Below are 21116 nucleotides of genomic sequence, written 5' to 3' on the forward strand. Positions count from 1 at the left end.
AAAATAAATCGAACTAAAAAAAACCGCTATTTTGCGTTATGTTATTTTGGATTTTAAGCCAAATTCTATTCCACTCAATAATACAAACTGAAATAATAAAATTAACTTTATTTAGTAGTAAAGATTTGTATTATAACCCTATTATGCATCTAAATGAGTTTCTAATTGGAAATTTAGCAGGTCTCTATTTTATATCCAAATTAAAAGATAAAAAAGGTAATTATACGGTGCAGATTTTATTTACACTCTTGATTTTAATTCTACTATTAAAATTTCCATTTGGGCTTAATTATCATAATGGACTGCTTTCAATAGTATTTATACCGTTGATTCTTTTTATTTCATTAAGTAATAGTGGATTGACCAGATTTTTGAATAAAAATATTTTTGTCTTTTTAGGTGAAATTAGTTTTGGGATATATATATATTGCAAAATCCTATTTGGATTATGTTCTCAGAGTACAGAATGAATAAATACTTTGTCTTAGATAAACAAATAGATTTCACTTTATCTTTCTTTATTAGATTAATAATTTTGATTGCTATTTCCTCAATAAGTTATTTATACTTTGAAAAACCAATTAGAAATAAAATAAAAAATTCTCGGACAATAAGAAAAATTTCTCCTGAATCAATACAAGTCCAAACATAAAGCCTTTATTGAGAAAAACATATCGTTATTTCTGTTTTGAGCTTAACTTATAGGTTTTCGACAAAATAAAAAACCCACAAGATTTCAAACTAATTTGAATCTTGTGGGTTCTTATATTTGACGTACTTCGTAAATCTAACTTGGCACTTAATAAACTATTCTCCTAAGAAAGGGTATCTGTAATCTACTGGAGTTACAAAAGTTTCTTTAATAGTTCTTGGAGAAGCCCAACGCAATAAGTTCAATGGAGAACCTGCTTTGTCATTTGTCCCTGATGCTCTTGCACCACCAAATGGTTGTTGTCCTACGACAGCACCTGTTGGTTTGTCATTGATATAGAAGTTACCGGCAGCATTTTGTAATTTTACTGTAGCGACTTCAATTGCATAACGATCTTGACTGAAAACAGCTCCTGTTAAAGCATATGGTGAAGTAGCGTCAAGTAATTCTAGAGTCTCTTCCCATTTAGCATCTTCGTAAACATAAATAGTCATTACTGGCCCGAATAATTCAGTTTCCATAGTAGAGTAATGAGGGTTAGTTGTCACGATAACTGTTGGTTCAACAAAATAACCTACTGATTTATCGTAGTTTCCTCCGACGATGATTTCTGCGTCGGTATCTTTTTTAGCTTGGTCGATAAAACTAGCCAATTTGTCAAATGAACCTTCATGAATCACTGCAGTAACGAAATTACTAAAGTCTTCAGGAGAGCCCATTTTCATTGATTTTACATCAGTGATAATTTGCTCTTTCACAGCTGGCCACATACTTTGAGGTACATAAGCTCGTGAAGCTGCTGAACATTTTTGTCCTTGGAACTCAAAAGCGCCACGAACAATTCCCGTCGATACTTGTTTAGGGTTAGCACTTGAGTGAGCGATAATAAAATCTTTTCCTCCAGTTTCCCCTACAATTCTTGGGTATGTTTTATAGTGATGGATATTAGCTCCAATTTTAGCCCAAATATCTTTAAAGATATCAGTTGATCCTGTAAAGTGTATACCCGCAAAATCACGACTTGCCAAAACAGTATCTGTGATCATTCCTGGATCCCCAAAAACTACATTGATAACTCCATCAGGAACACCAGCTTCTTTGAATACTTCAATAATAATTTGTGCTGAGAATACTTGGCTGTCACTCGGTTTCCATACCACAACGTTACCCATCATAGCGGCACTTGCAGGAAGGTTGGCGGCAATAGCAGTAAAGTTAAATGGAGTGATAGCATAGACAAATCCTTCAAGAGGTCTATATTCTAAACGGTTCCACATGTCTGAAGTAGATGTAGGTTGGTCTCCATAAATTTGGGTCATGAACTCTACGTTGAATCGTAAAAAGTCAATTAACTCACAAGAAGCATCAATTTCTGCCTGATGTACATTCTTAGATTGACCAATCATAGTTGCTGCGTTTATTCTAGCTCTGTACGGACCTGCGATCAATTCAGCCGCTTTCAAGAAAATGGCTGCGCGTTGTTCCCAAGCCATGTTTGCCCAAGCAGTTCTAGATTCCAATGCATTTGCGATGGCTTTTTCGATATGCGGTTTTTCAGCAAGGTGATAAGTACCTACGATATGTTTATGGTCGTGTGGTGCCGACATGTTTTTAGTATTTCCAGTTCTAATTTCTTCGCTTCCGATATATAGCGGTACGTCAATTTTAGAATTCCACATCTTAGTGTAAGCTGCTTGAACGGCTGCTTTTTCAGGTGAATTTGGTGCATAGCCTTTTACTGGTTCGTTTACCGCTTTTGGTACGTGAAAAAATCCTTTTAGCATGATATTATATTTTGTTAATCTGTTAGTTTACAGATAAGATTAAACAATCGAAGAAATAGAGTACTCGAAATAGTACGAATAATGTACTTCAGAACAAAAGTACAAAGGATAATTTAAAAATAGGATAAATAAAAGATAAGAAAAAGAAATATCTACAGGGAAGTATGGATTAATTCAATGCAAATGGAGCAGATAATTTAAATGTAGGTATGAAAACTTTAAAGTTTTTTGTGCTTGTAAAGTTAATCATTTTGAAATGACCTTTCATGGCTCCGTAAGGAGAGGATAGTAAACAGCCAGAACTATAAGTATGAAGTTCGCCAGGTTTTAGAACTGGTTTTTTTCCAATAACCCCTTCGCCGTCAACAATTTCAATATCGTTTAAAGAATCATAAATTTCCCAATGACGTAAATTCAGTTGCACGGAATCCTTGCTGTGGTTCTCTATCGTTATCTGGTAACTAAAAGCATAATGAATCTTATGGTTTTTGAAGTACGTGCCTTCAAAACTCGTTAATACTGAAATTTTTATGCCTCTTGTTATTTGAGTTACCATTATGAAAGCGTAATTTAATAGCTGTTAAAGAACAAAATTACAAAATTTTGATTTTGTATTCTGGTTTTTCCAAGTATTTTTTTAATTGATGATATCTAATGAATTGGCATTTCCTTTACCGACCACTCGATCATAGCGACCTATATTTTCACGATAGTATACTAGAATGGAATAATCATTTTCGGTTTGATAAAAATTGCCGTCTACTGCGTTTTCATTGTCGATAGCTCCTTTGCTATCAAGAATTACATATTCAAAATTCGTAAATCCTTGTTTTATTAAAAGAGCTTTTTCATAAATTCCGTTTTTCGGATTGTAATCCATCTTGAACTCAGGAGTCAAACCGTAATTGTTAAACATCCCGTTAATATAAATTTCATTGTCGTTATTGAAAGTAGGAGCGGATAGACTAAAATAAACCCAAGCATAATCGGCTTCAATGGCACTATTGGCGGCATTAAAATTAAGAACGACAAAATTACCGTTAATATCTTCGTAAACAGAATAGGGAAAATTAGCACGCGCATTATTTGTATACAAATAGGAATTGTAGATTTCTGTAGTTGCATCGACGCGTGAAATGTTATTATTAGCAACTCTAATATCTTTGTTTTCAAAATACAAAAACTCGTTGCCCGCCCAATATTGGGTTTCAGTGTCGTATTTGTAAATTAAATCATTGCCAATAGTATATTGCGGGATGATGTTTTTTATTGCGCTATTGAATTTTCCATTTTGCAATAACAGCACTTTCACATTTTTCAAAGGGGTTTGAAAATTGATCGTGTTTGACTTTATAGAGAACTCTAGGTTGTGTTTGTATTCTACATTGCTTACCGTTCGCGCTCGTTTTACTTGCATGGGTACAGTTACTAACTCTTCGTATAGAATAAATTTTCGTGTAAACACAACGTCCTTATCATTATTTAAAATTTTCACCATGTAATTCCCACTGAGACGCAACTGCTGCGTAAACTGATTTGGGATAGATAATGTATAATGGGAATAAAGCTGTAACGTATTAAAAGAGTTGGTATAATTCTGAATTCTTTGGTTGTCAAAACCCTGCAGATATTCATTTTTAGGAATTTCAGTGGGCTTCCAGTTGTAGTCACAATGAATAATTTCGTAATAATAATCGGCTTCATTTCCATATAGATCGTCAAATTGCAACTGGAATCCGGTGCCTAGGGGAAATATAGGGACCATGTTTTGATTGTTCTGGATAAAGGAAACGGTCTTGATATTAAATGGGGGTGCGATTTCATTTTCTACTTGAGCGGTAGCTGAAGTGATGAGGAATAACAGTATTATTTTTTTAAGAAAGGAATTAAGCATAATTATTAAATTGCTGAATTGTAAATATAACGAATTAAGCAATACCATTATTATGCCAATTATTTACTCTATTTAAAACAAACCGGGATGATTTCTCCGTTTGCCAAGCAATACTTTTCTACCAGTTCAGGAGTAATTTTATTAGTATAATCTTCTTCGATTACTTTAAAACCAATACTTCTTAGTTTATCAAAATAATCACGTCCATAAATGCGAACATGGTCATACTGTCCAAATATCTTCGCGCGTTCTTTTTGGTCTGTAATAGTGTCGTCAGAAAAAGTGTTTGCTCGTGATAGATCTTGCGGGATTTGCAAAATGGCCATTCCACCAGGTTTTAAAACACGATATAGTTCTTGCATGGCTTTAGTGTCGTCTGGAATGTGCTCTAAAACATGATTACACAAAATGACATCATATTGATTGTCATCGAAAGGTAAATCACAAATATCTGCTTTTACATCTGCCAGAGGAGAAAATAAATCGGTTGTCGTATAATCCAGGTTTTTTTGGTTTCTAAATAACTTATAAAAGGCTTGTTCGGGGGCAAAGTGAAGCACTTTCTTTTTTACATTGGATGAAAAAAAATCAGACTCTTCATTTAGAAATAACCACAGTAAACGATGTCTTTCTAAAGAAAGTGTGCTTGGCGAAAGGACATTGTTTCTTTGTGTTCCGTAGCCATAAGGCAAGAACGTTTTAAAACTTTTTCCGTCAATGGGATCAGTAAATTTATCCCCTTTTAAAGCTAAAGCTAGAACAGGTCTAGCGACATAACTTAAACGAATAAGTAATGGTCGTGGGATGGTATTGAGTATTAATTTGAACAAAGATTTCATTGGATAGATTTTTGACACGAATTTCACGAAGTAGCACAAATTATTTGAGCTAGATGAATTTCACGAATATATGATTATAAAATAATTCGTTTATATTTCAGGCTATCTTTTTCAAAATTGGTTAATAAACCTAATTTATTTTTGGATGATGCCAATTAATTTAACGTTTACTTGACGTCGCTATTAGTTAATTATGAAATTGTTCTTACTCAAATATTACCTCATTGTAAATGACAAAGTCTGCAATGTATTTTCTAGGTAAAATAATGTCTTAATATGTTATTTCATAAATTTTTTCTCTTTCAAAAGGAATCACATTTATTTTAAATTCACGTTTTCAAGCATCTTTAAGAATTACCTTGTTATGATCTTTACCTAGAATTCTATAAACTTTCAGGCTAATGCCTATAACTTTTTACAGGATTCTTCTTTTAGATAAATAGCACCCTTACAAAAGCTTTATTTGTGGAGTTTTAACCGTTTAGAAGTCGTAAAATTCATTTTTAGATAACTAATGGCACTTTTCTAAACTCATCCTCTTCATCACTCACAATTCCCAAGGCTTGATACACATAGGCGAATGTGGATAGTATTTCTGGTTTGCCGTCGATAAGAGCAACATCGTGTTCAAAATGAGCACTTGGTTTATTGTCAGCTGTAGTTATTGTCCAGCCGTCTTTATGCTGTTTGATGTTTTTAGTCCCTCTGTTGATCATCGGTTCAATTGCTACGACCATACCTTCAACAAAAAGTTTACCACGACCCCGTTTTCCGTAATTAGGCATTTCGGGATCTTCGTGCATTTTTTGCCCAAGTCCATGCCCTACTAACTCACGAACTACGCCGTATCCGTATGATTCTGTGTATTTTTGAATTGCATTTCCAACATCTTCCACGCGATTTCCGGCTTTAAATTCACGGATACCCACATACAAGGATTCTTTGGTAATTTGCAATAACTTTTTAGTTTCAGGATCTACTTCGCCAATTTCAAATGAATAGGCATGATCTCCATGGTATCCGTTTTTGTAAGCGCCACAATCTACTGATATGACGTCACCGCTTTTTAGGGGAGTATTGTTTGGAATTCCGTGCACTACTTGCGCATTCGGACTCATACATAATGAGTTTGGGAAACCGTATAAGCCTAAGAAGCTTGGTACAGCTCCATGATCACGAATGAATTCTTCCGCTAATTTATCTAAATGTAATGTAGTAACTCCTTCTTTTATTTCGGAAGCAATCATTCCTAATGTTTTCGATACTATCAAAGCACTTTCGCGCATTAATTCTATTTCTTCACGGGATTTAACTATAATCATATTTGTTATTTTCAGTGTGCAAAAGTACAATTTTAAAATTATTTAATCAGGATTGGCCATGATTTTATATAATTCAGAGTTCGATATAAAAAACTCATTGCGCAGAGCAATTGCATTTAACTGGGCTGTTATTAAACTACTTTCTCGGCTGTTAATGAGAAAAAGGGAGCTTTCTCCAAAAGTAAACAATCGCTCTTCTGACTGTAACATCATTATGTAGTTGTTCACTAAATCACTTGCCATAAGACGTTGTTTGTTTAAAGAAGTGATTACTTGTTTCTGCGCTTTTATTTTATTCGAAAGTTGCAAACGCTCTAGATTTAAGCTATTTGTAGTTTCTTGAACTTTGTATTGCGCTAATTTCAAACCCCCTCTTTCTTTTCTTAGAAATATAGGATAGGAAAAATTAATCCCTACTTTGTAGTTTTCAAATTTGTAGCTGTCAATGTACTGTGGTTCTGACAAATAGGAGTAGGATAGATCAATTTTTGGCAGTAGGGCATTTGCTTTTAGCTTTCTATCGACTTCTAGCATGTCAATTTTGGTTTCTAATGCGCTAATTTTAGGATGATTTTCTAATGAGAAATTATCGGCTAATAGATCATTTGTTTTTAAGGTTTCTTGAATTGTGTTTTCAATTTTCAGTTCGGGAAATAAAGCTTCAGATAGTTCCATAGGAATCAAGTTTTCTAACCATAAAAAATTAGATAATTCTAGTTTTGCTTTTAGTAATTTCAGTTTGGAATTTTCTAAGCTTAACTGCCGACTTCTGAAACTAATTCCAGCTTCCACACTATCAATAGCTCTTTTATCACCTTCTCTAATTAGAGCCTGAACTGCTTTGTATCTTGTTTCTGCATTATTTTTGTACTGCGAATACATTTGAAACTCTTCATGATTTCTTTTCCAGTTAAAATAAGCAACAGACGCATCGTATAATACAGCAATTGCTTGCAGTTTACGCTCTGCTTGTCCTAATTGTATTTGCATCTTAGCCTTGCGTAGATCAGCCATTCGCTGATTAATAAATAGACCTTGTCCTAAGGGCACTGATATTCCTAGCGATGTCAATCCTGCAGTAGGAACAGTATTTTCCGGGTTTAGATAATATCCTTCGTTTTGATCAAAACCAGCTTTGATTTCGATGCCATACCAAGTTGGGATTTTGAAACTACTATTTAAAATCGAATAATATTCGGTATCCTTGAATTGCTTTTTATCAAAGTCAACCTCAATTTTTGGATCGAAAGCACCTCTTGCAGCCATTAAACTCGCCTGTGCCTTATTTATTTCTAAATTAGCGTTTTTAACTAGCGGATGAAATGTTTTGACATATCCCAAATATTCATTGAATGTAAATTCCAGTTCTTGAGGTAATGTTGTTTCATTTACTCTCTCTTGAGCTTGAAGATTCAAAGCGAAAATTAGTAAAAATAAAATATAATATTTCATTATTTTTTTTCTTTAGTTTTTCCACTTTTTTGACCCATTTCATAATAATCTGGTGGGAAACCGTTAAGTGTGCGCCATATTTCAAACCAAACAGGTACGTTGTTTAGTAGGGCAATTGTTTGTGCTCCAGATCCAATACTTAATTGTTTTGGCCAAGGATCTTCATTAGGGTCAGGGGCAATTAGCACTCTGAATTTTCCATTATCACTGATGAATTTTTCAACTGCAATAATTCTGCCGCCAAATGTTCCGTATGACATATCTGGCCAACCTGAAAATACAATAGTAGGCCAACCATCAAACCAGATTCTTATTTTGGCCCCCTTGGAAATTAAAGGCAAATCTAATGGGTTTACGAAGGTCTCTACAGCAATATCGTACTGTGATGGCATTACGGTAGCAATAGGTGTTCCTTCTTTAATGGTCTCACCAATTCCTGTTTGTAAAGCACGAATTATGTATCCATTTTGGGCCGCTTTGATATAATACAGGTCATTACGAATGCTGTAATTGGCATATTGATTTTTAAGTTTGTTTACTTGTGCTTCAGTGTCATATTGATTGCTCAATGCGGTGAATTGGTCGCTTTCTGCCTTAGCAACTTTTTCATTGTATTCCGCTGTAATACGGTTAAGCTCTACTTTTGCATTTAGTAATTCGTTTTGAGTGGTTAACAGTTTGTTTTCTTGAGTGATTATCTTAGCTTCTACTTCTTGCTGTTTTAATCTTTTCTCTTCTACATCAGTCATTGCTTTTAAACCTTCACTGTTCAATTGTACCACTCGATTGAACTGCGTGTTAGCTATTTTAAGTTGTGTTTTGACGGCAACTAAATCAATCGAATCACTCTTAATTTTAAAATTAGCTTGCTTTAGCTTGTTTTTAGCTTGCTCTAACTTCAGGTTTTTTTCGCTTTGAATCGATACAATTTGACTAGCTAACGCCCCGTACTTAGAACTGTAGGAATTTAGAGCTTGACTTTTAGCATTCAATTGATTCATAGTATTTTGTACTAAGTTAGGGTCCATATAATCCTCTTTTATCTCAGAGATGAAAAGGATGGTATCCCCTTTTTTTACAAAATCTCCTTCTTGTACATACCATTTTTCAATTCGACCTGCGATCACACTTTGAATAGATTGCGGTCTTTGGCTTGGTTTTACGGTAGTTACGGCTCCTTTACCGGATATATTTTGCGTCCAAGGCAGGAATAAGGTAAATAACGCTAAGATGGCAACAAGCGTTATAAGTCGGTTTAAAATTTTATAGTGTGGTCTTGTTTGAAGTCCTTTAACTGTTTTGAAACGGTCAAGGTGGTTGTCAATATGTTTATTGTGGTCTGATATATTTAACATACAGTTATTTTTTTAAATCTAAGATAATTTGTCCGTTTTCCATAGTGATATTTCTGTTGCACTTGGTTTTCCAATACTGATTTTTTGACGATACGATGATAGTCCATTTGTGTTCTTTAGCGGTAATGAAATCGATTATTTCATTGGCAACTGTGTCATCCATGTTGTATGTAGGGTCTTCATAAAACAAAATCTTGGGCTTATTGATAATACTTCTAGCTAGTAATAATTTTTGAGTATCAGATGATGATAATTGTTTTCCTTCTGGAAAAAGAGCTGTGTCTAAACCTTGCGGTAGCGACTTTATGAATTTTTTTAATTGCATTCCTTCAATAGCCCATTTTAAACTTTCCTCTGATGCGGCAGGATTTTTAAAGGTAATATTTTCGAGCACAGTACCTTCAAATGGAGTCTCTCCATATATGATACTTTCTATTTGAGATCTAAATTGGTTGAGATTGATTTTCTTAAAGCTATTGTCGTTGATAGATATTGCACCATGGCAGGGCTGAATTAATCCCGATAATATGCGTATCAAGGTTGTTTTTCCAGAACCGTTTGCTCCGTCAATAAATATGCGTTCGCCCTGATCGATATTTAAGTTGATGTTGTTTAAAATTTTAGTTTGCGAATCTGGAAAGTTAAAACTAACATTTTCAACTTCTAAAGCGATAGAGGTATAGCAATTGTCATAATCTAATGTGAATTCCTGTTCCAGTTTCATATCAGTTATCAATCCTATTTTTTCAACTGATGTTAAAACATCGTAAAGTGTTTCAAGACCTATTACGATTTTTTCGACTGAGTTAATTACTAATAAAATAATGATTTCGGCAGCAACAAATTGACCAATATTCATTTGTTGAGACAGTACTAAGTACCCTCCAATAGATAATAAACTGGCTGTTATTATTATTTTGAAAATGATTAGCTGGCTAAATTGAGTTTTAATTACGGAGAAGTGTTTTTCTCTATAATTTAGATAATCTGAAACTAACATGTCATTTTTATTCAGTGCGAAATCGTGATGTGAAGTATTTCGGAAGCTAAAATTATTACGAGCAATTTCCTGCAACCATCCAGCAACTTTATACTTGTATTTTGATTCTTTCATACTTGTTTCTAATCCATTATTGTAAGAGAATTTGAAAATAAAGTAGAGTAGTAACAACATTAATATTCCAAAAATGATGAAATAATTGTGGTATAAAGACAACAGTATGATCCCAAAAATAATTTGTAGTATCGCTGCTGAAAAATCGATTAACAATTTAGCTGTTCCTTTTTGGATCATTAAGGTATCAAAAAACCGATTTGCGAGTTCTGGCGGATAGGTATTGTAATATTCTTCAAATTTTATTTTGGGCAAACGAACCGCAAATTCAAAGGAGGATCGAATAAATATTTTTTGTTGTAAGTTTTCCATGATACGCAACTGCATTAATGAAAGCACTCCAACAAGAGCTACACCAAAAACGACTAAAACAATTAAAACAATCCAAGAAGCACTTGCTCTTCCCGATTGAATAAAATTAGTGATGGCTTGTATTCCTAGAGGTAGCGATAAACTGATCACTCCGGAAAGGATTCCGTAGAAAAACAATTGGTAAACATCCTTCCTATCTAATTCAAGTAAATTATAAAATCGCTTTAATGGGTTCATATATGCTGCTTGTTAATTTTTTTTGTCTTTTGTCTGGTTTATACTAGCTACAACTTTGCGCTGTGATGCCTTCCAGCTATTTATTCTTTTATTAATATGGTATTGATTAAGTCCATAAAAAAGTTTGTGGGGGATACTTGTTCGTTACAATCGGTAATAGTCGATAGATGTTCTTTTAAAAAATGTTGGTGTAAAGAACCTTTTACAATGGTTGAAATCAGACTTTTGGCAAAAGGATAATCCGGATTGATTTCGTTTACAATAGCGACCATTCTATTAATTAATCTTTTGTAAATTAAGAAATAACCTTCTTTATTTTCTTCATCAATCTCTTTAGTATACAAGGTTTTAGTGAATTCTATAATAACAATTCTATTTAAAATTCTTTCATTGACATGTTCCGTTCTCTCATCATCAACTATTTTTTCAGTGACAATAACAATAGCTCGCTTTAAGCGCTCCATAGGATCATCAATATTAGTCAATTTGAAAATCATTTTGTATTCAATCCAACTCCAATACCATGAACATAAATATACCAGCAGTTTATGCTTGTTCTCAAAATACCTGTAAATCGAACTTTCATTAGATCCAATGCGTTCTCCTAATTTTTTAAAAGTAAAATTGTCAAATCCTTTTTCATCTATTAAAATGATACTTTCTTTAATTATTTTTTTTCCAAGAGCTGATGTTTCAGGATCTTTTACAAAGATATTATCTGAAATTTGAATTTTTATATTTGTGATTAAACTATGCATTTGAATGGTTTACGTTTAAAAATCGATTTCAAAGCCAAAATTGATGTTTTTAAGTTCTACATTATCAAGTGGAATACTATTTTCATTCAAATATAAATGCTTTAAATGAGATAAAGTATTAATATTTTGCGGGAATTCCTTTAATGTGTTTTGGCGCAAACTTAAATATTCTAAATTTTTAAGTTTTAACATTTCACTAGGCATGTAATTGATTCGATCATTATCAAGATACAACGATTTTAGATTAGGTAACTTTGCTAAAATGACTAACGATTGAGGTAGGTCTAAGTTTTTCTCATTATTTAAATACAATTTTTCAAGGGTTTTAAGTTTAGAAAAGTCTTTAGGTAAGACCTTAAAATCGTTTCCACTTAAATCTAATGTTTTTAATTTTTTCAGCAAGAACAATTCTTTAGGTAGTTCTTTTAAATGATCATCCTTTAAACTTAGATATTCTAAATTCACAAATTTAGAAAAGTCTACTTTTTCTAAATCAATGTTGTTACTGCTCAAGTCTAGACGAATAATCGTTTCGGGATTTGAGAGTACGGTAGTATTTTGAGCTTTAGTATTTACATGGAATAGAAGCGTTACAATCAAGCATTGAAGGAGTAAATTTTTCACAGCACTATTTTTTTGATATTAATAAGTGCAAATATAATAGTATTACTATCAAAAACAATAGTAATACCTGTTTTATTTTATAATTAAGGCTATTCAAATTGAATAACCTTAATTATCAACTAGTGGTGTGGGCTTCTTAAAGTAAAGAATGCTGAGTCATCACGGCAGGTTTTTCGATTCCCATTAATTCTAAAATAGTTGGCGCGATATCACCTAACACTCCGTTTTGAATTTGTTTCAATTCTTTGTCCACTAAGATAATAGGGACAGGGTTAGTCGTGTGCGCCGTATTTGGACTTCCGTCAGGGTTGATCATAGTTTCACAGTTTCCATGATCTGCAATTACTATAGTGGTGTAATTATTGGCTAGTGCCGCTGTAATCACTTTTTCTACACATTTGTCAACCGCTTCACAGGCTTGGATTGCCGCACTCATAATTCCAGTATGGCCCACCATGTCTCCATTGGCAAAATTAAGACATACAAAATCTACTGCTCCTTTTTCAAGCTCTGGAATTAAGGCATCCGTTAATTCAAAAGCACTCATTTCAGGCTGTAAATCATAGGTAGCAACTTTTGGAGAGCTTTTCAGGATGCGGTCTTCCCCAAAGAAAGGCTCTTCTCGTCCGCCGGAAAAGAAAAAAGTTACGTGAGGGTATTTTTCAGTCTCTGCAATTCTAATTTGAGTTTTGTTGGCCTTTTCTAAAACTTCACCCAATGTTTCTGTAAGGTTATCTTTGTTGTAAACGACTTTTACGTTTTTATAAGTTTCGTCATAATTAGTCAAGGTTACATAGTACAAGTTTAATTTGTGCATGTTTTGCTCATGAAGGTCCATTTGGGTTAAGGTCTCCGTTAACTCTCTACCTCTGTCCGTTCTGAAATTGAAGAAAATAACAACATCGTACTCTTCAATGGTGGCTAGTGGTTTATCATCTGAATCGGTCATTAAAATGGGTTCGATGAATTCATCGGTTATATTGTTTGCATAACTTTCTTCGATATCTGCCACTGCATTTTTTGAATGTGTTCCTTGTCCGTTTACTAGTAAATCATAAGCTAATTTTATTCTTTCCCAGCGTTTGTCTCGATCCATAGCATAATACCTACCAATCACGGAAGCTATTTTTACCGAAGTATCTGCGATGTAGTTTTCTAGATCCTGAATGTATTTTTTTCCTGATTTTGGGTCGACGTCACGACCGTCAGTGAAGGCATGGACAAAGACGTCTTTCAATCCGTAATCTTGTGTTGCGTCAATCAAAGCGCGTAAATGGGAGGTATGTGAATGTACTCCTCCGTCAGAAACCAATCCTAAAAAATGCACTTTTTTATGATTGTCTTTGGCATATTGAAAGGCGTCTTTGAGTACTTGTTCTTTTGCTAGCGTTTTATTGGTGACAGCCAGATTTATTTTGGCTAAATCCTGGTAAACTATGCGTCCTGCTCCAAGATTCATGTGCCCTACTTCGCTATTTCCCATCTGTCCTTCTGGCAGCCCCACATTTAAGCCGTCCGTTCTAAGTTGAGCACTTGGATAATTTTTATAGAGATTATTTATATATGGAATATTGGCGTTGTCGATTGCGGACACTTTAGGGTCGAGAGATTTTCCCCAACCATCTAATATCATAAGAATTACTTTTTTGTTCATAAGAATTAATTTTAAACAAAGATAAAGTATTTCAAAAATCTTAGAGACGAACAAAAGCACTATTATGTATTCAGGAATGAACGTACCTAAATAGTGTTTATTTTGTTATAGAATGTGTGTTTTTTTAAAATTAACGCACCCTAGATTTTGCTTTTCAGGCTATTGTAATCAATAAAATAGCGAACACTTATCGAAAAGGTATGATTCAACGCCTCGTTGTTCAATAGGTTTGTGACATTGTCCCTAAAGTCCTTATTAATGTCGTTATCAAAATTCGCAGCATTATTTCTGTACAAAACAGAAACTTGACTTCCAGGGGCAAACCACCATGAGTAGGAAAGGTCAAAATTCCAGGAGTAGAAACTGGAGTCTTTATTAGTGGTGTAATTTTCATAATCACCTAGTCTTCCGTCTTTGTTTAGATATAAAAAATTCTTGTTCTCTGCATACGACCAATATTGGCGTACAGCCACATTAAAATTCATTTTACTGCTAATGGAGTATTTTCCAGAAAGACTATTGGAATAGGTAATCACGTTTCTGTTTGCAAAAATAATAGTCTCTGGTGTTGACTTATTTAAATCTTCATCTACACTGTCAACGTAGCCCCTATTGTTGTTTCTTCTCGAGAATTGAAAACGATAGTCTAACGAAAACTTATCGTTAAAACGGTATCTGGGACTTAATGAAAAGTCATAAGATCTTCTTTCTGTTTCATTAAAAATAGAGTAGGATGGATTGAAATCAAACGCGAATTTATTGTTGTAATTCGTAGAGATGTATAACCAAGCGTTATATCTTTCAGGTAGAATTACGTACCTGTTATCTGCTCTTGCTTCATAAAAGTCATAGGATTCAAATGGGCTTATGTTGATGCCGAATCCGACAAAGTGATTCTTTTTAGTATCAATGTTCAGGCTAGCATTAAAATTATTTTCTTGAATCTTTCCTGTTTCTTTTTGAAATTGGGTGTAGACATTAGAGTTTATCCTAAAAGTATTAAATAGTTTCGTTGGATTTAAAATCCGATAACTTGCATTCCCATAGAAGCTATAATAATTTGTTTGAAAGTTGATTCCTAAGTCATTATTATCAAAATCTTTTGTGACAAGATCAGTACCCATACTGTATCGGTATTGACCGCTGGTTTCTCCGATATTTAAAGAGCTAGAAATTCCTTTTTTATCCATGATGTCATTTACATAGCTGTATTTAAAGTTTCCAGAAAGATTATAAGTGTTCTTTATGGTGTTTAAGTCCCATACTAAAGCAGAGACGTTTGCGTCGCGAAAACTTCCATTTCTAGTAACATTAGTGTTGATGAAAGAAATTGCAGAGTTTGTGCGAAAACGCTGGTCTAAAACCATTACGTTGTAATTAGACAAGGGTTCTACTTGTTCTCTTCTTGTTTCTTGGGTGTCTTTGTTCTTAATTGTTGCAAACGTCTTTTTTGTTACCGCATTAAGAATTCCTACTCCTAGTCCGTCTTTTGTTCGTCCTGATACTTTCAAGGCATTTATGAGGTCGACACTCGAAGGGTTGTCAATAATCGTCTCGTTAGCCGCAGCCGTTGGGTAGTTCACTGGTCTGCCTCCAATTCTTCTGGAATAGACTAAATCTCCTTTGCTAAATAGATCCGTACCTTCTGTAAAAAAAGGTCTGTTTTCATTAAATTGTTGTTCGAATGGCCCTAAATTTAGTATTTGATCGTCATATTTAGTTTGGCCAAAATCAGGAATCAAGATGGCATCAAGGGTAAAAGCATCATTAATTCCATATTTTATATCTAAACCTCCTTTTAAAGTACCTACAGTTTTTTGATGACCATTAGCATTTACGTAAAAGGAAGAATAGGGCATCAAAAATAGACGCGTAGGTGGTTTTATGTTTTCTATACCTTCCAGTATTCCAGTTTGTTGTGTGAATGTTCCAAGTTTTGAATCAATAAAATTCCAAGTATATTTTTGACGGTCTCGTTTTATTTCTCGGAAGAAATTAAGGCCCCAAGTTTGTTTTTTTTCTGCAGAAAAACGCAGTGCGGCATAAGGGATTCTCATTTCTACTACCCAACCAAAATCAGTAATTATTGCCTTGCTTTTCCATATGGCATCCCAAAAATAATCTTCGCCATTAGTATCTGTCATGATGCAATCGGCTTGACCATCAGCAGCGTTGACAAAAAACTGGAAATCTTGTTGGCCATCATTGAAACCATTGATAAAAACTCCAAAAGCATCAGCTATACCAAAGCTGTCTCTTTGTGAAATCTCTTTTCTAATTTGATCCGGTTCGTCGTCATACAATAACGCGGCAACATAGATAGCATCATTATCATATACTACTTTTACGATTGTCTTTTTATTTTCGGGAATTGGCCGCCCATTGTCAGGCTGGAACATTATGAAATCACTAGCTTCTGAAGTTGATTTCCATACGCTTTCATCCAGTTTTCCGTCGATGGTTATATTGTCTGTGGTAAACTTAGTTTGTAATACCTTCTTTTGGCTGTAGCCAAAGGTGAAAACGAAAACAAAGAATGTCAAATAAAAGTATTTCATGAAATGTACTGTGAATGAAGCGGAACTAATGGAAATCCGTTTTTTAGATTTAAGGTATATTATATGAATAGCACTTAATCATACTTTACATAGTAGACTGATTTAAAAAGATATTGTTACACTTTAATAGCAGAGATTTAAAACTTATTTTTAATGACATTGTAATCAATGAAATAGCGAACGCTTACTGATAAGATATTAGTCATATTACTGTCAAACACGTTCTTTAGGTTTGTATTCAGTCTTCTTTCGACATTGCGACTGCCTTCTTGAGCATAGTTGCGGTATAAAATGGATAATTCACTTCCGGGTGCAAACCACCAAGAGTACGATAAATCAAGATTCCAAGAGTTGAAATTTCTATTTCTATTTAAGAGGTAGCTGTTGTTCTCGGCTAAAGTACCATTGTCTTGTAGAGTAAAAAATGCTTGGTTGTCTGAATAGGACCAGTAATAACGAGCGGTCAAATTAAGCGTCATTTTGTTGTTGATTGCATATTTCCCGATGAGATCATTTTGCAAAACTTCTCTATTTCTTTTTCCTATTATGATGTCCGAATTTTCAAAACCCACCCATCCAAGATCATTTGTTTTATGTGTGTAATCGATAACAAGAAAAACCGAAAACTTATCGTTAACTCTATATTTTGGCCCAATTGCGAGACCGTAATTAGCTCTTCCTTCTTGGTCGAATTTTGTGAAACTTTGAGTAAAGTCAAACGTGAAAGCGTTGTTGCTATTAAACTCTACGCCTAAATACGCAAATACACTTTTGGGCACTTGTAAATAACGGCCATAGACCCTTGGTTCATAAAAATCATATGCTTCAAAAGGTTTTATGTCTAAACCAAGTTCAAAATAGTGATTGCGCTTTGTAGTTGCCTTAATCGTTGGCTTGTAATAACCTTCTTGTAGTTTACCAGTAGGATTGTCATACGCTAAGCTGAATTCATTTTGAAATTTGAAGGTGTTGAATTTTTTTGTGGGATTTAATATTCTGTAGCTTAGATTGGAGTATAGGTTATTGAAATTAGTATAGAAATTGATTCCTAGATCATTGTTGTCATAATCTCTGGAGGTATATCTTCCGGAGAGGGAATATCTATATTTTCCGCTTGTTTTAGCGAAATTTAGCGATGTTTTAAAGCCATCATAATCTTCGGTGGTATTGATCGAGCTGTATTTAAAATCACCATATAAGTTATAAGAATTTGCTGTAGTACTTAAGTCAAATAATAAAGCGGAGACATTAGCGTCTCTAAAGTTTCCATTTCGGGTTGTATTCGTGTTGACAAATGATATGGAGGAGTTTTGTCTAAAGCGTTGATCTAAGACCAAAACATTATAATTAGTCAGCGGTTCTATTACTTCTTCACGCGTTTCTTTGGTAACGGTATTTTCTATCGTGGCATAGGTTTTTTCGGTCACAGCATTAAGGAAACCTATGCCTAACCCTTTCTCGGTTCTCCCAGATACTTTTATGGCATTGATTAAATTTACAGAGCTGGCATAGTTCGTTACTTCTTCGTCAGTCGTTACATCCGGGTAGGTGCTTGGTGCTCCTCCAATTCTTCGGGAATAAAAGATGTTTCCAATGTTGAATAAATTAGTTCCTTCGGTGAAAAATGGCCTGTTTTCATCTAGTCTCTGTTCAAAAGGTTCTAGATTCAATATGGCATTATCGAATTTAGTTTGTCCAAAATCAGGTACTAAAATAGCGTCTAAGGTAAAAGAGTCATTGATACCGTATTTGATATCAAGTCCTCCTTTGAAAGTTCTGTCAGCTGCAAAATCATCTTCTTGATAGTAAGCAGATACATAAGGGATAAAGAAAAGTCGTACTGGAGGCTTAATATTTTCTATTCCTTCGAGTGTTCCTGCTTGAGTAATTACAGCGCCAATCTTAGTGTTGACGCGATTCCAAGTGTATTTTTGGACATCACGTTTTATTTCACGCATAAAGTTCAATCCCCACGTTTGTTTTTTGGCATTGGAAAAACGCAAGGCGGCATAAGGAATTTTCATTTCAACAACCCATCCAAAATTAGTGATCGTGGCTTTGCTTTTCCATATGGCATCCCAGGAAAAATCTTCCTTCCCTTCTGTGGCCAAACAATCCATTTGAACATTAGCGGCACTTACAAAAAATCTAAAATCTTGCTGGCCATCGTTAAATCCATTAATTGAAACTGAAAAATGATCAGATACTCCAAATACATCACGATTTGTTATTTCTTTTTGAATCTTGTTGGGTTCGTTATCGTATAAAATTGCCGAGATGTAAATTGCCTCGTTATCGTATAAAACCTTTATCTCTGTTTTCTTGTTTTCACTGATAGGTTTCCCGTTGTCAGGCTCAAACATAATGAAATCAGTAGCAATGTTAGTGTTTATAAGCCACGCTTGCTCGTTGATTTCGCCATCAATGGTAATGTTTTCTGTTGTGGATTTTGCAAAAAGAGTTTTTTTCTGACAAGAAGCGTCCAAACTAACTAAAAAGAAAAAAAGCAAAACAAAATAGGATAACTTTGGCATGAATTATGGTTTGGTTAAAACAAAAGTAGCAAAATTAACATAACCACCAAGTTTCGTGATAAATTTTTAAGAATCATAAATAGGTTCAAAACGGTTAAAGATTCCTTAAAAGAGAAATTCGGTTGGCCGATTAGATAAATTTTAATACTTTTGCAAACTTTAAATTATTATTTAAAACAATTAAAATCAATGATGTATAAAATATTGCCGGGCCTTTTTTTGATATTTATTTCCTTTGCGACAAGCAATTTGTTTTTCTCAGAGGCTAAAACTGAAACGAGAAAGGAAGTCGCTAGTGTCATAAAAACTAATTGTGAAAGTAATGAGGAAGTTGTTTACCATAACTTGAATGCTAATGATTGCACTTTGCCGAAAATGGAAAGCTTCACCGAAGCCCTTAAAGGTTTCTATTTATTGAAAGAGAAAAGGTTAGTTAGAAAAAACATACTGACTTTAATTGATTTTAGTATGTCGTCTAATTCAAAAAGACTGTGGGTGATTGATCTTACCACTAATACAATTTTATATAATTCTTTAGTAGCCCACGGGAGAAATACAGGAAATGAGTTCGCGACCAGTTTTTCAAATTCGGCCGAATCTTTTAAAAGTAGTCTTGGATTTTATGCTACAGGCGAAATATACAGTGGAAAGCACGGAAAATCACTAAGATTAGATGGATTGGAAAAAGGGGTTAACAGTAACGCCAGAGATAGAGCAATTGTTATTCATGGAGCAGATTATGTTTCCAGTTCTTTTATACAAAACAACAAGCGATTAGGAAGAAGTTTAGGTTGCCCTGCGCTTCCTATGAATCTATCCAGCGAGATAATACAAACGATTAAAGACAAGTCTTGTTTGTTTATTTATTATCCTTCAAACAGTTATAAAGTTGCCTCTAGATTAGTTTCGTAACATTTATTCCAATTCGCATTAAAAAAGATGCCGTTTGTAAAGCTACGAACGGCATCTTTTTCAGTATTGGTATTTTAGTATAGCTAAGGAATTGGATTTTCTCTTATTTTATGGAGAAGTCCTAATAAGGTAAGTAGTAATTGGGTTACTGTTTAACACGGAAGGATATGTTCTCTGATGTGTTTTTTACGTCAAGGACTTTTCCTTTGTTCATCTAACTTAGTTTCTAATAGAAGCCGGTAGTTTTAATCCGCTCGCGGAACTAAATTCATTGTTTGTTATGTGAACGATTCTTTTTTCGCCAACGTCCAGGAAATCTTTACTGTGTATTTTTTTCGATGTGTTTCTAAAAAGCTAGTAACTGAATTTGATATTGGCTTTATGATATGATGAAAGTAAGGCTGTTTATTCTTAGTTAAAAAAAAGATTAAAAAGGAAGTTGTCTCTGAATCGTCAGCTTCAAATTGAAAACTTATTTGATGTTTATTAGTACTGAGGCCCCGTCGCGATTATAAATAGGTCTTTTAGGATGTTTTGTTTTGATAGGATAGATCCCATTGTGAAAAAATAATAGTCGTAACGATTTAATTTTAAAATGGTTATAGTTAAAGCGCTTTTTTTTGATGAGATTTCCATTAAAAAACTTGTTTCAAAGCCAACTTATTTTCTATATTTGCATCTCAGTAATGCGAAAGTAGCTCAGTTGGTAGAGCTCCAGCCTTCCAAGCTGGTTGTCGCGAGTTCGAGCCTCGTCTTTCGCTCTTTAATAAGCCTAACTTTTATAAAGTTAGGCTTATCTGTTTTATAGCAAGTTTGTCGTCCCGTCGAGATGGACGCGAAACCTTGAGCCTAAACTTAATCGTGTCGACTTTTTTATTAGTCTCATTAAACTTTTTTTAATTCATGTAGGATGAAAATAGAGTTTTAATCACCTCTAATTTCAGGTGTTAAATTCTTTTTGTTTTTTTTTAAAAAAACTTGCCATAAAGAGGATTAATTTGTACATTTGCATCCTGCTAATGCGAAAGTAGCTCAGTTGGTAGAGCTCCAGCCTTCCAAGCTGGTTGTCGCGAGTTCGAGCCTCGTCTTTCGCTCTGTAATAAGCCTAACTTGTA

General features: G+C 34.0%; 14 protein-coding genes and 2 tRNA genes. 3 read left to right on the plus strand and 13 right to left on the minus strand.

Features of this window, described 5'->3' with window-relative positions; all coding sequences use genetic code 11:
- Positions 1–807: 807 nt before the first annotated feature.
- From pruA to A3SG_RS0110335, 13 genes are all read right to left on the minus strand, one after another.
- Positions 808–2436, minus strand: coding sequence for an L-glutamate gamma-semialdehyde dehydrogenase (gene pruA / locus A3SG_RS0110275; RefSeq protein ID WP_016989937.1), 1629 nt, complete (start codon positions 2434–2436; stop codon positions 808–810).
- Between the two features lie 169 nt (positions 2437–2605).
- Complete coding sequence (apaG, locus tag A3SG_RS0110280) at positions 2606–2992, minus strand: Co2+/Mg2+ efflux protein ApaG (RefSeq protein ID WP_016989938.1); 387 nt, start codon at positions 2990–2992, stop codon at positions 2606–2608.
- An 81-nt stretch (positions 2993–3073) separates the two neighbouring features.
- Positions 3074–4330 carry a DUF5103 domain-containing protein gene (locus tag A3SG_RS0110285; RefSeq protein WP_029596734.1) on the minus strand — a complete coding sequence of 419 codons (1257 nt, stop codon included), beginning with the start codon at positions 4328–4330 and terminating at the stop codon, positions 3074–3076.
- A 68-nt stretch (positions 4331–4398) separates the two neighbouring features.
- Positions 4399–5169 (minus strand): class I SAM-dependent methyltransferase, encoded by a 771-nt coding sequence (locus A3SG_RS0110290; RefSeq protein ID WP_016989940.1) that lies wholly within the window; start codon positions 5167–5169, stop codon positions 4399–4401.
- Positions 5170–5672: 503 nt separating this feature from the next.
- Positions 5673–6491, minus strand: coding sequence for a type I methionyl aminopeptidase (gene map, locus A3SG_RS0110295; protein WP_016989941.1), 819 nt, complete (start codon positions 6489–6491; stop codon positions 5673–5675).
- Positions 6492–6533: 42 nt separating this feature from the next.
- On the minus strand, positions 6534–7943 hold the full coding sequence (locus tag A3SG_RS0110300; RefSeq protein WP_016989942.1) for a TolC family protein: 1410 nt from the start codon (positions 7941–7943) through the stop codon (positions 6534–6536).
- Entirely contained in the window at positions 7943–9298 is a 1356-nt protein-coding gene (locus A3SG_RS0110305; protein WP_016989943.1) for an HlyD family secretion protein, read from the minus strand. Before A3SG_RS0110305 ends, A3SG_RS0110300 begins: the two co-directional genes overlap by 1 nt.
- A 4-nt stretch (positions 9299–9302) precedes the next feature.
- Positions 9303–10961, minus strand: coding sequence for a peptidase domain-containing ABC transporter (locus tag A3SG_RS0110310; RefSeq protein ID WP_016989944.1), 1659 nt, complete (start codon positions 10959–10961; stop codon positions 9303–9305).
- An 80-nt stretch (positions 10962–11041) separates the two neighbouring features.
- Positions 11042–11719, minus strand: a complete 678-nt coding sequence (locus tag A3SG_RS0110315; protein ID WP_016989945.1) for a TetR/AcrR family transcriptional regulator — start codon at positions 11717–11719, stop codon at positions 11042–11044.
- A gap of 15 nt (positions 11720–11734) precedes the next feature.
- A complete protein-coding gene (locus tag A3SG_RS0110320) occupies positions 11735–12343 on the minus strand; it encodes a leucine-rich repeat domain-containing protein (RefSeq protein ID WP_016989946.1) in 609 nt (202 codons plus the stop codon).
- A 136-nt stretch (positions 12344–12479) separates the two neighbouring features.
- Positions 12480–13997 carry a 2,3-bisphosphoglycerate-independent phosphoglycerate mutase gene (gene gpmI / locus A3SG_RS0110325; protein WP_016989947.1) on the minus strand — a complete coding sequence of 506 codons (1518 nt, stop codon included), beginning with the start codon at positions 13995–13997 and terminating at the stop codon, positions 12480–12482.
- Between the two features lie 140 nt (positions 13998–14137).
- Positions 14138–16555 carry a DUF5916 domain-containing protein gene (locus A3SG_RS0110330; RefSeq protein ID WP_016989948.1) on the minus strand — a complete coding sequence of 806 codons (2418 nt, stop codon included), beginning with the start codon at positions 16553–16555 and terminating at the stop codon, positions 14138–14140.
- A 137-nt stretch (positions 16556–16692) separates the two neighbouring features.
- Positions 16693–19089, minus strand: a complete 2397-nt coding sequence (locus tag A3SG_RS0110335) for a DUF5916 domain-containing protein (protein WP_016989949.1) — start codon at positions 19087–19089, stop codon at positions 16693–16695.
- A 189-nt stretch (positions 19090–19278) separates the two neighbouring features.
- Between A3SG_RS0110335 and A3SG_RS0110340 the strand changes: the two genes are divergently transcribed.
- The 3 genes from A3SG_RS0110340 (at position 19279) to A3SG_RS0110350 (ending at position 21095) form a co-directional block, all read left to right on the plus strand.
- Positions 19279–20001, plus strand: coding sequence for a murein L,D-transpeptidase catalytic domain family protein (locus A3SG_RS0110340; protein WP_016989950.1), 723 nt, complete (start codon positions 19279–19281; stop codon positions 19999–20001).
- A gap of 688 nt (positions 20002–20689) precedes the next feature.
- Positions 20690–20762 (plus strand) — tRNA-Gly (locus A3SG_RS0110345).
- Between the two features lie 260 nt (positions 20763–21022).
- Positions 21023–21095 (plus strand) — tRNA-Gly (locus tag A3SG_RS0110350).
- Positions 21096–21116 lie beyond the last annotated feature (21 nt).

Source organism: Flavobacterium sp. ACAM 123 (assembly GCF_000264055.1).
Classification (GTDB): Bacteria; Bacteroidota; Bacteroidia; order Flavobacteriales; family Flavobacteriaceae; genus Flavobacterium.

Excerpts from the sequence above, each read along its gene's own strand:
- A3SG_RS0110335 (WP_016989949.1), bottom strand. The coding sequence starts at position 19,089 with ATGCCAAAGTTATCCTATTTTGTTTTGCTTTTTTTCTTTTTAGTTAGT.
- A3SG_RS0110340 (WP_016989950.1), top strand. The coding sequence starts at position 19,279 with ATGATGTATAAAATATTGCCGGGCCTTTTTTTGATATTTATTTCCTTT.
- A3SG_RS0110300 (WP_016989942.1), bottom strand. The coding sequence starts at position 7,943 with ATGAAATATTATATTTTATTTTTACTAATTTTCGCTTTGAATCTTCAA.
- apaG (WP_016989938.1), bottom strand. The coding sequence starts at position 2,992 with ATGGTAACTCAAATAACAAGAGGCATAAAAATTTCAGTATTAACGAGT.
- A3SG_RS0110290 (WP_016989940.1), bottom strand. The coding sequence starts at position 5,169 with ATGAAATCTTTGTTCAAATTAATACTCAATACCATCCCACGACCATTA.
- A3SG_RS0110305 (WP_016989943.1), bottom strand. The coding sequence starts at position 9,298 with ATGTTAAATATATCAGACCACAATAAACATATTGACAACCACCTTGAC.
- A3SG_RS0110315 (WP_016989945.1), bottom strand. The coding sequence starts at position 11,719 with ATGCATAGTTTAATCACAAATATAAAAATTCAAATTTCAGATAATATC.
- pruA (WP_016989937.1), bottom strand. The coding sequence starts at position 2,436 with ATGCTAAAAGGATTTTTTCACGTACCAAAAGCGGTAAACGAACCAGTA.
- A3SG_RS0110285 (WP_029596734.1), bottom strand. The coding sequence starts at position 4,330 with ATGCTTAATTCCTTTCTTAAAAAAATAATACTGTTATTCCTCATCACT.
- A3SG_RS0110330 (WP_016989948.1), bottom strand. The coding sequence starts at position 16,555 with ATGAAATACTTTTATTTGACATTCTTTGTTTTCGTTTTCACCTTTGGC.
- A3SG_RS0110310 (WP_016989944.1), bottom strand. The coding sequence starts at position 10,961 with ATGAACCCATTAAAGCGATTTTATAATTTACTTGAATTAGATAGGAAG.
- map (WP_016989941.1), bottom strand. The coding sequence starts at position 6,491 with ATGATTATAGTTAAATCCCGTGAAGAAATAGAATTAATGCGCGAAAGT.
- gpmI (WP_016989947.1), bottom strand. The coding sequence starts at position 13,997 with ATGAACAAAAAAGTAATTCTTATGATATTAGATGGTTGGGGAAAATCT.